Source organism: Acidocella sp. (genome assembly GCF_013044125.1).
Taxonomy (GTDB): domain Bacteria; phylum Pseudomonadota; class Alphaproteobacteria; order Acetobacterales; family Acetobacteraceae; genus Acidocella.
Map to the genome: position 1 here is coordinate 1 of NZ_JABEVC010000124.1, position 11,662 is coordinate 11,662.

The 11,662-nt window shown below is 63.9% G+C and carries 11 protein-coding genes and 2 pseudogenes; 10 read left to right on the forward strand and 3 right to left on the reverse strand.

Annotation, left to right across the window (positions count from 1 at the left end; all coding sequences use genetic code 11):
- A pseudogene (locus HKL97_RS07970) lies at positions 1–255 on the forward strand (RNA pseudouridine synthase); the annotation flags it as partial.
- Positions 242–418, forward strand: coding sequence for a DUF3553 domain-containing protein (locus HKL97_RS07975; protein WP_291424146.1), 177 nt, complete (start codon positions 242–244; stop codon positions 416–418). The pseudogene HKL97_RS07970 and the gene HKL97_RS07975, both read left to right, overlap by 14 nt.
- On the opposite strand, the gene HKL97_RS07980 is transcribed toward HKL97_RS07975, so the two are convergent.
- On the reverse strand, positions 415–1,140 hold the full coding sequence (locus HKL97_RS07980; RefSeq protein ID WP_291424148.1) for a TetR/AcrR family transcriptional regulator: 726 nt from the start codon (positions 1,138–1,140) through the stop codon (positions 415–417). The genes HKL97_RS07975 and HKL97_RS07980 overlap by 4 nt on opposite strands.
- A gap of 104 nt (positions 1,141–1,244) precedes the next feature.
- Here HKL97_RS07980 and HKL97_RS07985 point away from each other — a divergent pair, with 104 nt between their 5' ends.
- Genes HKL97_RS07985 through radC form a run of 4 tightly spaced genes read left to right on the forward strand, consistent with a single transcriptional unit; the run spans position 1,245 to position 7,801 of the window.
- A complete protein-coding gene (locus HKL97_RS07985) occupies positions 1,245–2,741 on the forward strand; it encodes an efflux transporter outer membrane subunit (RefSeq protein WP_291424150.1) in 1,497 nt (498 codons plus the stop codon).
- A 13-nt stretch (positions 2,742–2,754) separates the two neighbouring features.
- Positions 2,755–3,900, forward strand: a complete 1,146-nt coding sequence (locus HKL97_RS07990; RefSeq protein ID WP_291424152.1) for an efflux RND transporter periplasmic adaptor subunit — start codon at positions 2,755–2,757, stop codon at positions 3,898–3,900.
- A gap of 4 nt (positions 3,901–3,904) precedes the next feature.
- Complete coding sequence (locus HKL97_RS07995) at positions 3,905–6,991, forward strand: efflux RND transporter permease subunit (protein WP_291424153.1); 3,087 nt, start codon at positions 3,905–3,907, stop codon at positions 6,989–6,991.
- Between the two features lie 54 nt (positions 6,992–7,045).
- Complete coding sequence (gene radC, locus HKL97_RS08000) at positions 7,046–7,801, forward strand: DNA repair protein RadC (protein WP_291424155.1); 756 nt, start codon at positions 7,046–7,048, stop codon at positions 7,799–7,801.
- Between the two features lie 8 nt (positions 7,802–7,809).
- Here the strand turns inward: radC and HKL97_RS08005 are convergent, their stop codons facing one another.
- The gene (locus tag HKL97_RS08005) at positions 7,810–8,583 is read right to left on the reverse strand and encodes a methyltransferase domain-containing protein (RefSeq protein WP_291424157.1); all 774 of its coding nucleotides are present in this window, start codon (positions 8,581–8,583) and stop codon (positions 7,810–7,812) included.
- On the opposite strand from HKL97_RS08005, the gene HKL97_RS08010 reads away from it, so the two are divergent.
- From HKL97_RS08010 to HKL97_RS08020, 3 genes are read left to right on the forward strand one after another with little or no spacing between them, the layout of a single operon-like run.
- Positions 8,584–9,315, forward strand: a complete 732-nt coding sequence (locus HKL97_RS08010) for a ComF family protein (RefSeq protein ID WP_291424160.1) — start codon at positions 8,584–8,586, stop codon at positions 9,313–9,315.
- Between the two features lie 41 nt (positions 9,316–9,356).
- The gene (gene grxC / locus HKL97_RS08015; protein ID WP_291424166.1) at positions 9,357–9,614 is read left to right on the forward strand and encodes a glutaredoxin 3; all 258 of its coding nucleotides are present in this window, start codon (positions 9,357–9,359) and stop codon (positions 9,612–9,614) included.
- Positions 9,611–10,078, forward strand: coding sequence for a DUF1178 family protein (locus tag HKL97_RS08020; protein WP_291424162.1), 468 nt, complete (start codon positions 9,611–9,613; stop codon positions 10,076–10,078). Before grxC ends, HKL97_RS08020 begins: the two co-directional genes overlap by 4 nt.
- An 11-nt stretch (positions 10,079–10,089) precedes the next feature.
- On the opposite strand, the gene mbfA is transcribed toward HKL97_RS08020, so the two are convergent.
- A complete protein-coding gene (gene mbfA, locus HKL97_RS08025) occupies positions 10,090–11,046 on the reverse strand; it encodes an iron exporter MbfA (protein ID WP_291424164.1) in 957 nt (318 codons plus the stop codon).
- Between the two features lie 191 nt (positions 11,047–11,237).
- Between mbfA and HKL97_RS08030 the strand changes: the two are divergent.
- Positions 11,238–11,662 (forward strand): annotated as a pseudogene (locus HKL97_RS08030) (sulfotransferase family protein); the annotation flags it as partial.

The following is an 11,662-nucleotide window of genomic DNA, read 5'->3' on the forward strand; positions in this document are numbered from 1 at the left end:
GTGATGGGGCAGGGGGCGGGGATGAGCTGGGTCGAATTTTTGCCGAAAACCGGACGCACGCACCAGATTCGCGCGCATGCCGCCGCGCTGGGGCATCCGATTGCGGGCGATGCGGTGTATGGCGGCGGCGCGGGCGCGCTGCATTTGCTGGCGCGGCGGATTGTGTTGCCGCTGGAGCCGCAACTGGCGGCCCAGGCACCGGTGCCCGCGCATATGGAGGCGGCGATGAAGGCTTGTGGCCATGACGCGCTCTGAGTTCGAGCCGGGGCAGTATGTGCGCCACCCGCAAAAGCCGGAATGGGGGCTGGGGCAGGTGCAGAGCGCTATTGGCCACCGGGTGACGGTGATGTTCGAGCACGCGGGAAAGGTGTTGATCGACACCTCGGTGGTGGTGCTGGAGCTGGCGCGCGCGTTTTAGGCTTGGTGCCGGGTCGCGCAGCCGGCGAGGAAAATATCGACAGCATCGCGGACGCGTTTTTCAAGCGTCTGTTTGCTGGGCGCGGCGCGGAAGCCGACCAGCACGCCGAGGTGGAATTCACCGATGGCCATGCCAAAGAGCATGGCTGCCATTTCTTTAGGGTCGGCGGTGGTTAGGCAGGTATGTTTTGTCACGAGTTCCGCCAGGCAGCATTCCAGCTTGCTCTTGGCTTTGGTGACATGCGAGCGGAGGAACACGCGGCCGAAATCCGGGCTGTGGGTGTATTCGGCCATGATGAGGCGGAGCAGGGAGATCTGTTCGGGTGAGAGCAGATAGCGGGCGAGGCAGAGGACGTTGGCGATCAGCTGGTCGCGCGTTGAGGTGTCAGGCCCGGGTTCGGGAAATTTCAGCAACGCATGGTGATGGGCGAGCAGGGTGACGAACAGATCGGCCTTGGATTCGACCAATGTGTAGACCGTTTTTTTGGACATGCCGGCGGCCTTGGCGACATCGCTCATGGTTGCCGCGTGGTAGCCCTTGGCCAGAAAAATATCCTCCGCCGCGGCGATGAGTTCAGTCATGCGCGGGGTGCCCGGGGCATCGGCCTGCCCGGCTGGGAGGTGCGCCGGGGTGCCCGGGGCATCGGCCTGCCCGGCTGGGAGGTGCGCCGGGGTGGCGCGCGGTTTGATTGTTGGTTTGCGACCCGCAAAATGTTCCGCCATTGAGGCATCATAGGAAGTTTTTGGAAACTTACAAGTTTCCTTAACACAAAGTTGTTAAGTTCTTGCGGCTTGACGCTGGCTATGAACGCCGGTAGCTGAGAGTTATGAAACCAACGGGTTTCCTTAAGCGCGCGCTCTCCTTGTTGCTCGCCGGCAGTGTTGCCGGGTGCGCCGTGGGGCCTGATTATCATCAGCCTGCCGCTCCCCTGGCCGCGCTGACGCCAACCCCCTTGCCGGCGCAAACTCTGGCGGCTGGTGGTGTGGCGCAGGTTTTTTCGCCAGGCGCGGATATCGCGGGGGATTGGTGGCGCCTGTACCACAGCCCGGAACTTGATGCGCTGATTGAGCAGGCGCTGGCGCGCAACCCGAGTTTGCAGGCGGCGCAGGCAACCTTGTTGCAGGCGGAAGAAAACCAACGCGCCGATCTGGGCACGCTGATGCCCTCGCTCAGTGCCGGGCTCAAGGCGCAGCGGGGCCAGAACTCGATGGACAGCACGGCGGGTTCGGGTTTTGCGGCGACGAAGCCGTTACCGGCCTATACGTTGTATAATGCTTCGCTCAGCGTCTCCTACGCGCTGGATATATGGGGCGGCGCGCGGCGCGGGCTGGAGAGCGTGGCTGCGCAGACGCAGTATCAGCGCTATGAGCTGGAGGCGGCGTATCTGACGCTGACGGCCAATATCGTGACCGCCGCGATTCAGGAAGCCTCGTTGCGGGCGCAGATAGACGCAACGAATCAAGTGATCGGCGACGAGCGGCAGCAATTGGGTATTTTGCAGAGCCAGCTCAGCCTGGGCGGGGTGGCGCAGGCCAGCGTGCTGCAGCAGCAGGCGGCGCTGGCGGCGAGCGAAGCGGCGTTGCCGCCGTTGCAGGCGGCGCTGGCGCAGGCGCGCAACCAGCTGGCGGGGTTTGCGGGGGTGGTGCCGGGGGATTTCCACGCGGCGGATTTCACGCTGGATTCGCTGCATTTGCCTGTGACGCTGCCGGTGAGCGTGCCTTCGGCCATTGTCGCGCAGCGGCCCGATATTCAGGCGGCCTCGGCGCAGCTGCACGCGGCTTCGGCAAATGTCGGCGTGGCGGATGCGCAGATGCTGCCGCAGATTTCGCTAACCGCCGATATTGGCCACGAGGCGGTGAGCACGGGCGATTTGTTCATGCCGCAGACGTTGCTGTGGAGCCTGGTCGCGGGGGTGACGCAACCGATATTCGAGGGCGGGCAGCTCTCCGCCAAGCGCAAGGCGGCGCTGGCGGCGTTGCGGGCTTCCGGGGCGCAGTATCAGGCCACGGTGATCAGCGCGTTCCAGAATGTGGCGGATGCGCTCTCGGCTTTGCAATATGATGCGATGACGCTGAACGCGGCGGATGCGGCGGCGGCGGCGGCGGCGCAGAGCCTGGCGGTGACACAGGCGCAGTACCGGCTGGGCGGGCAGCCGCTGAGCGCGGTGCTGATCGCGCAGACCAATTATCAGAACGCGGCGATTGCCCAGGTGAAGGCAAGCGCCGCGCGGCTGGCCGATACCGCGGCATTATATCAGGCGCTGGGCGGCGGGTGGTGGCATCGCAAGGATGTTGCCGCCTCCTGTTGCGGCGTTATTCCATGAGGATCGCGAAAGCATGAGCAAGGCCCCGAAACTGATGCGGCGCATGATAATAATGCTGGCGAGCGTTGGCGTTTTGTTTTTCCTGGTGTTCGGCTACGGCGCGTTCAGGAGCATTATGATCGCGAAGTTCCTCGCCGGGTTCGCCAACCAGGTGCAGACGGTCGCAACGATTACCGCGGCATCCTCCAGCTGGCAGCCGGAACTGCGCTCGGTGGGCAGTGTGACGGCGGTGAACGGCGCGCAGATTTCGGCGGAGGTGCCGGGCATCGTCGATACGATCCATTTTCAGTCGGGCATGGATGTGCCGGCGGGGGCGCTGCTGGTGACGCTGCGGGCCAATAACGACCCGGCGGTGCTGGCGCAGTTGCAGGCGGCGGCGGCGCTGGCGAAGGTGACCTATGAGCGCGATGTGAAGCAGTTGCAGGCCAAGGCGGTGGCGGTAGCGCAGGTGGATACCGACCGCGCCAATCTGGCGGCGGCGCAGGCGCAGGTGCAGGGCGAGGAGGCGTTGATCGCGGAGAAAACCATCCGCGCGCCGTTTGCGGGGCGGTTGGGGATACGCCAGGTTGATCCGGGGCAGTACCTGACCGCGGGGGCGCCGATTGTGACGCTGGAGCAGCTGAACCCGGTTTATGTGGATTTTTATTTGCCGCAGCAGGCGCTGGCACAGCTGAAAACCGGGCAGGATGTGCAGGTGGAGGTGGATGCGTATCCGGGGCAGGTGTTTAAGGGCAGGATCTCGGCCATTGACGCCGCGGTGGACACCGCGAGCCGTAACGTGCATGTGCGCGCCACCCTGGAGAACGATAAACACATGCTGCGCCCTGGCATGTTTGCCACGGTGAAAATTCTGGTGGGCGCGGCGCATGATTATATCACCCTGCCGCAGACGGCGATCACCTATAATCCGTATGGCGATACGGTGTTTGTGGTGAGCCATGAGACCAGCGCGGCCGGCAAGGATGAACTCGCCGCGCATGAGGTGTTTGTGACCACCGGCGATACGCGCGGCGACCAGGTGGCGGTAACCGCCGGGTTGAAGCCTGGCGATGTGGTGGTGAGCGCCGGGCAGCTGAAGCTGCGCAACGGCTCGCTGGTGGCGATCAACAATACCGTGCAGCCGCCGGACAACCCCAACCCCAACCCGCCGAACGAATAGGCCGATGAAACGTTTCACTGATCTTTTCATCGCCCGGCCGGTGCTTGCCATCTCGGTCAGCGTGCTGATTTTCGTCCTGGGCCTGCGAGCCGTGGGCCAGTTGCCGGTGCAGGATTTTCCGCAGACGGAAAACGCCACCATCACCATCACCACGACCTACCCAGGCGCCTCGCCGGATGTGGTGGCGGGGTTCATCACCACGCCGATTGAGAATGCGGTCGCGCAGGTGAACGGCATTGATTACATGACCTCGTCGAGCCAGACGAGCATGAGCACCATCACCATCAACCTGGTGCTGAATCATGACCCGGACAAAGCGCTCACCGAGATCAGCGCGCAGGTCAACTCGGTGCTCAACCAGTTGCCGAGCGGGGCGCAGCAACCGGTGCTATCGCTGAAGATCGGCCAGACCTTCGATGCGATGTATATCGGCTTCCGCAGCGATGTGCTCTCGGGCAACCAGATAACCGACTATATCACCCGCGTGGTGCAGCCGCAGTTGCAGGCGGTGAAGGGGGTGCAGCAGGCGGAGATTCTGGGGGCGCAGAATTTTGCCCTGCGCGTGTGGTTGAACCCGCAGAAGCTGAGCGCCTACGGGCTGACGGCGGCGGATGTTTACGCAGCACTTGGCAGCAATGATTTCATCGCGCCGCTGGGCAACACCAAGGGGCAGATGACGCAGATTTCGCTTACCGCCACGACCGGGCTGCACAGCGCCGCGGCGTTCAGGAATCTGATCGTCAAGCAGCAAAACGGCGCGATCATCCGGCTGGGGGATGTCGCCACTGTGGCGCTGGGCTCGGATAGTTATGAGCAGGATGTGACGTTCGACAACAAGGCGGGCGTGTTCATCGGGATCAAGGTGGCGCCGAGCGCCAATCTGCTGCAGGTGGTGGACGGGGTCCGCAAGGTGTTTCCGCAGATCCAGGCCAATCTGCCGAGCGGGCTGACCGGGCAGATCGTGTTCGACTCGACGAAATTCGTTGATGCGTCGATCCATGACGTGCTGACCGCGCTGGTGGAGGCGCTGATCATCGTGACGCTGGTGGTGTTCGCGTTTTTGGGCTCGCCGCGTTCGGTGCTGATCCCGGTGATCGCGATTCCGCTGTCGCTGATTGGCGCGTTTGCGATGATGCTGGCGTTTGGCTTCTCCATAAACCTGCTGACGCTGCTGGCGCTCGTGCTGGGCATCGGCCTGGTGGTGGATGATGCGATTATCGTGGTGGAGAATGTGAACCGGCATCTCGACGCCGGGGAGCCGCCGTATGAGGCGGCGCGGCGGGCGGCCGGCGAGCTTGGCGGCCCGATTATCGCCATGACGGTGGTGCTGGTCGCCGTGTATCTGCCGATCGGGTTTCAGAGCGGGCTGACCGGCGCGCTGTTCACCGAATTCGCCTTTACCCTGGTGGGTGCGGTGACAATTTCGGCGCTGATCGCGCTGACGCTGACGCCGATGCTGAGCTCGCGGTTTCTCAAGCCGCCCCGGCACGGCGCGCCCAACTGGGAGGACCGGCTGGTTGACTTCATCGACCGCCGTTTTGCCGCGTTGCACCGCGTATATACCGCAGCGCTGCACAGCAGCCTGAATACCGTGCCGGTGACGGTTACCTTCGCGGCGATTATTCTGTGCAGCATTGCGTTTCTGGCGCTTGGCTCAAAGAGCGAGCTGGCGCCGCAGGAGGATGAGGGGGCGACTTTCGTATTCGCGACCTCGGCGCCCGATGCCACGATCACGCAGAAGGCGATGTGGGATTCGCATATGAATGCGATTTTTCTGAAGAACCCGGAAGTTGAGCATACGTTCCATATCGATGTTCCGGGGATGGACATTACCGGTGAGGTTCTCAAGCCCTGGGATGAGCGCAGCAAGAACGCCACTTATCTACAGACGTTGTTCCAGCAGGAGGCCAATGCCGGGGATGCCGGGCAGCAGGTTGTGGTGGGCCAGCCGCCGCCGTTGCCTGGGTCTTCGGGGTTGCCGGTGCAGTTCGTTATCAAATCCACCGATGATTTTTCGAAGATCTATCCGGTAAGCCAGGCGCTGCTGGCCGCCGCGCTGAAGAGCGGCAAGTTCATCTTTCTGCAGAGCGACCTGAAGCTCGACCAGCCGCAGGCCAATGTGGTGATCGACCGTGACAAGGCAGCCGCACTGGGGCTGAACATGGCCAATGTGGGGGCGGCGCTCGGCGAGGCGCTGGGCGGGGGGTATGTGAATTACTTCAGCCTGGACGGGCGTTCCTACAAGGTGATTCCGCAGGTGGAGCGCAAATCCCGCCTGAATGTCGCGGATCTGAATAATTATTATGTGGCTTCGGTGAACGGGGTGAACGTGCCGCTCTCCTCGATCGCGCGGATCACCACCAGCGTGATTCCTGAATCGATCAATCATTTCCAGCAGCAGAATTCGGCCACGCTGCAGGGGGTGGCGGCGCCGGGCGTGAGCGAGGCGCAGGCATTGCAGACCTTGCAGAAACTGGCCGCGAAAATACTCCCGCCGGAGGATAGTGTCGATTACGGCGGCGAGATGCGGCAATATGTGCAGCAGAGCAGCGGGTTCATCCTCACCTTTGCTTTCGCCGTGGTCATTATTTTCCTGGCGCTGTCGGCGTTATTCAATTCGTTCCGCGACCCGTTGATCATTCTGGTTTCGGTGCCGATGTCGATCGCCGGGGCGCTGATCTTCATCTATCTGGGCTTTGGCGGGCTGACGCTGAACATCTATACCGAGGTCGGGCTGATCACGCTGATGGGGTTGGTCAGTAAGCACGGTATTCTGATGGTGGAAGTGGCCAATGAGGCGCAGGTCGCGGGCATGGATAAGCGCGCGGCGATTGAGCACGCCGCCAATATCAGGTTGCGTCCGATCCTGATGACGACGGCGGCGATGGTGCTGGGGGTGCTGCCGTTGATTATCGCCACGGGTGCTGGGGCGGCCTCGCGCTTCAACATGGGCATGGTGATCGCGGGGGGGCTGTCAATTGGCACGATGTTCACCCTGTTCGTGGTGCCGGCGGTGTATCTGCTGCTCTCCACCGTGAAGCTGCCTCCGGCGGAGGACGAGGCGCTGCCGGAAGCTGCCGCGCGGGAATAATTCGCGTGTTTTAAGCTTTCGTTACGGCGCGACTCATGGCACGCTATGCGTGTCATGAAATATAAAACTTCTACCCAAGGTTTTGCTGACGCATCGCTGCTGGAGACATTGTCGCCCGATATTCGCCCGCAGAAGCCGGGCGTGGGGGTGAATGGGCATCGCGCCCGTTTGCGGGCGCGGTTTCTGGCCGGTGGGGCGGATGCGGTCGCCGAACACGAGCTGATCGAGATGGTGCTGTTTCTGGCCTTGCCCCGGCGGGACACCAAGCCGATCGCCCGTTCGCTGCTGATACGCTTTGGCTCCTACGCCGGGGTGATCTCGGCCAGCGTGCCGGACCTGCTGGCGGTGGAGGGGCTGGGCGAGGCCGGGGCCACGGCGCTGAAGGTGGTGCAGGCGGCGGCGTTGCGTCTGGCCAAGGCGGAGGTGCTCTACAAGCCTGTGCTGAACAACTGGGACAGGCTGATGGAGTATCTTCAGGCGGTGCTGGCGCGCGAGAAGATCGAGCAGTTCCGTGTGTTGTTCCTCGACAACCGCAACCGGCTGCTGGCCGATGAAACGCAGGGCAGCGGCACGGTGAACCATACGCCGGTGTATCCGCGCGAGGTGATAAAGCGCGCGCTGGAGTTGCATGCGACCGCGTTTATTCTGGTGCACAACCATCCCAGCGGCGACCCCGCGCCAAGTGAGGAGGACATCGCGATGACCAGGGAGATTAAGCAGGGAGCGGATGCGCTCTCCATCGTGCTGCACGACCATGTGATTGTTGGCAACGGGCGGTGGCTGAGCTTCCGCCGGGCCGGACTCCTTTAATGCGCGCGTTATGATGCCCAGCCGGTGAGCACGGCCATGCGCAGGGTGATCATGTACCGGTCCGCGTGCATGGGCAGGGCGGCGAGCGCGGCGGGAAAGAGGGCGCGGCGGGTGAACTTGCGGCTGCGGGCGTGCACGGCATTGGTCTCCCCGGCGTCGCGCAACTCGTGCAGCAGGGCCAGCGGGTCGGCGTATAAAAAAGTGATGTCCTCGGCATCGGCGACGGGGAGCGAGAACCCGGCACGTTGCAGCAGCCCGGCGCAATCGCGCAGATCCGGGAACGGGGAGACGCGCGGGCTGACGGCGCCGGTGAGGGCTTCTTCGGCGGTGAGCAGGGCGGTGCGCAACTCGGCCAAAGTGCCCAGTGCCGGCATGCTGGCGAGCAGCAACCCCTTTGGGTTGAGCGCGCGGCGCAGCTGGATGAGCGCGCCGGGGAGGTCGTTGATCCAGTGCAGCGAGAAATGCGCGGCGATGAGGTCGAATTTTCTTTCCTCCAGGCCGAAATTCTCGCTGGTGATGACGAGCGGTTCGCCGCCGGCCTGGGCTGCGAGCCGGGGGGAGACATCGGCTGAGACAACCTGCATGCCGCGCGCGCGCAGCGCCGGGGCAATGGCGCCGCGGCCGCCGAAATCCAGCGCGGTGGCGAAGGTTTGGGTGGTGTCGTCCAGGCGGTCGAGCAGGCGGGCGGCGAGTTCGTCCAGCACTGGGGTTATCCGCTCAAGGCGGGGGGCGGCGCGGTCGCGATGTTTGCGCACCGCCTCGAAATCGAAAATCTGGTCCAAATGAAACCCCTCTTGCAGCGGGTGCTTGATACCCTGCTGCCGCCCGGCTGTCTCGCCTGCGATGCGCCGGTGGATGATGACGGGCAGTTTTGCCTCAGCTGCTTCCGGGTTGCGAATTTTGTCTCGGCACCGCTGTGCGTGCAATGCGGGGTGCCGCTGCCCCATGGCGGCCTAGCCGGCGAGGGCGGGCTGTGCCCGCATTGCGCCGCGTGGCCACCCGCCTTCACGCAGGCGCGCGCGGCGCTGCGCTATGATGAGACGGCGAAGAAACTGATCCTGCCCTTTAAATATGCCGACCGTACGGAGATGGCGCGCGGGCTGGCGCGGCTGATGCGCCGCCCGGGGGCTTTGATGCTCGCGGCGGCGGATGTGCTGGTGCCGGTGCCGCTGCATAAGGCGCGGTTGCGGGCGCGCCGCTATAACCAGGCGGCGTTGCTGGCGCGCGAGCTGGCGCGGCTTGGCGGGCGGGGTTGCGTGCCGGATGCGTTGATCCGCCAGAAGCACACCGTGGCGCTGGAGGGGTTGAATGTGGCGCAGCGGCAGGCGGAACTGGCCGGGGCGATTGTGCTGCGGCCGGGGGTTGAGGTGGCGGGGCTGCATGTGCTGGTGATTGACGATGTGATGACATCCGGCACCACGGCCGATGCCTGCGCCCATGCCTTGTTGGCGGCGGGGGCGAGGCGGGTGGATGTGCTGACCGCCGCGCGCGTGGCTGATCCGCGATTTGAATAAAAAGCACTTGCATAAGCCCAATGCTCGGCTAGATGAAACGGATGCCTCACATAGAAATATACACCCAGGATTTTTGCCCCTATTGCGTGCGCGCCAAGGCGCTGCTGCAACAGAAGGGCGTTGCGTTCACCGAGATTGACGCGCCGGGTGGTTCGGCTGCGCGGGTGCAGGCGCGCGAACGCTCTGGCGGAAAGACATCGGTGCCGCAGATCTTCATTGACGGGAAGCCTGTTGGCGGCTGCGATGACATCTATGCGCTGGAGCGCGCCGGCAGGTTGGATGCCCTGTTCGGAAAATGATCCACTATCAGCTGCATTGCGCCGGGGCGCATGAGTTTGACGGCTGGTTCAAGGATAGCGAGGCCTTTGAGCGCCAGGCCAAGCGCGGGTTGATCTCCTGCCCGGTTTGTAGCGGCACCAAGGTGGAGCGCGCGCTGATGGCGCCGGGCATTCCCCGCAAGGGCCGCGGCAAGGCCGTGGAGGTGGAAGCCCCGCGCCAGCACGCGCCGGAACCGGTGCAACCGGCGGTGGGCGGTGTGATCCCCGATGCGGTGCGCGCGGCGCTGAGCAAGCTGCGCGCCGAGGTGGAAAAGAACTGTGACTATGTGGGCGATGATTTTGCCGAGGAGGCGCGGCGCATCCACCATGGCGAAGCGCCGCCGCGCGGCATTTACGGCGAAAGCAGCGATGAGGAAGCCGAGGCGCTGGCCGATGAAGGGATCGGCATTGCGCGCATCCCCTGGGTGCCGCGCACGGATAGCTGAGGCAGACGCCCCTATCCGGCGCCGATGAGCACGCCGGTTGCAAACACCAGCGCGCCGCCCAGCGCCACCTGCAATGTGGCGCGGATGGGGGAGGTGTCCATGAATTTCCAGCGAATCCAGGAAATAAGGGCGAGCTCGACCGCGACCACGCAGAAGGCGACGAGCAGCGCCATGTGCAGGCTGGGGATGAGGAAGGGCAAGGTATGGCCGATGCCGCCCAGGGTTGTCATCAACCCGGTCACGATGCCGCGGATATAGGGGGTGCCACGGCCGGTCAGGCTGCCGTCGTCGGAGAGAGCTTCGGCGAAGCCCATGGAGATGCCAGCCCCCAGCGAGGCGGCGGCGCCGACGATGAAGGCGGCGTGCGGATGGCCGGTTGAGAAGGCGGCTGCGAAAATAGGGGCCAGGGTGGAGACGGAGCCATCCATTAGCCCGACCAGGCCGGGCTGAATGTATTGCAGCATGAAAGCGCGTTCGGCGTGGATGTCCTCGGCGCGGCGGGTTTTATCGGGCAGGTTTTTGGCGGAAAGTTGATCGGCGCGGTGTTCGTGCTCAACCTCGGCCTCGGCGAGGTCGCCGAGGAGCTTGCGGATGGAAACATCGGTCGCGCGTGAGGCGGCGAGGCGGTAGAAGCGCTGGGTTTCGGCTTCCATGCTTTCCACGAGGCTGCGGATGTCGTTGATGCTGGGTTTGGGCAGCTGCCAGACCGGCTTGCGGGTGAGAAAGCCGCGCACGTCCTGCCGGCGGATGAGCGGAATGTGCTCCCCGAATTTTTCGCGGTAGAGGTCTAGCAGCTTGCGCCGGTGTTCGCTTTCCTCGGCGGCCATGTCGAGGAACATCTGCGCCGAGGCGGGGTATTCCTCGCGCAGGCGTTCGGCGACGTCGTTATAAATACGTCCGTCCTCTTCCTCGGCGCCGATGGCGAGCGCCAGGACCTCACGTTCGGAAAGCTGTGAGAAATCGCGCATGAAACACTCCTTACAATTGCGCCCATGTGGCGGCAGATGGTGGTCCGGTCAAGGGATTTGCAATATTTGCGAATGCCTTGCATTGGCGGAAGTGGTTGAACTTCCTTGTGTTTGGAGAGGATGCGCGCAGCGTTGCCGCGGCGGGTAAAGCGGGTAATATGGGCGGGAGGCGGACTGGCATGAACACGGGGATGCAACAAGAATTGGATGTTGTTTTATGCCATTGCGGGAGCGGGCTGCGCCAGGTGCGGTGTTGCGATGCCGATATAACCGCTTGGCCGGGGGCTGAGGCGGTTGATGCGCTGGATGCCCAGGGGCAGGAGGCGGTTAAGCTTTTCAATGAGAAAAAATACGCTGAGGCAGAGACGCTGGCGCTGAAACTGTTGGATCTGGCGCCGAACCTGCGCCCGGCGTTGCGAGTGCTTTATGAGATCTGCAAAGCGCAGAAGCGCGGTACGGCGGAAGAGGCGCTGGCGGTGCGGCTGGCGGCCCTGCCCGGCGCGCCTGCGGTGCGCGCGGCGGCTAATTTGCTGCTGGCGCAGTTTTATGTGGGGCAGGGGCGTTATGCGCAGGCCCGCCCGCCCGCCGCCGAGGCGGTGATGGCAGCCCCCAGGGA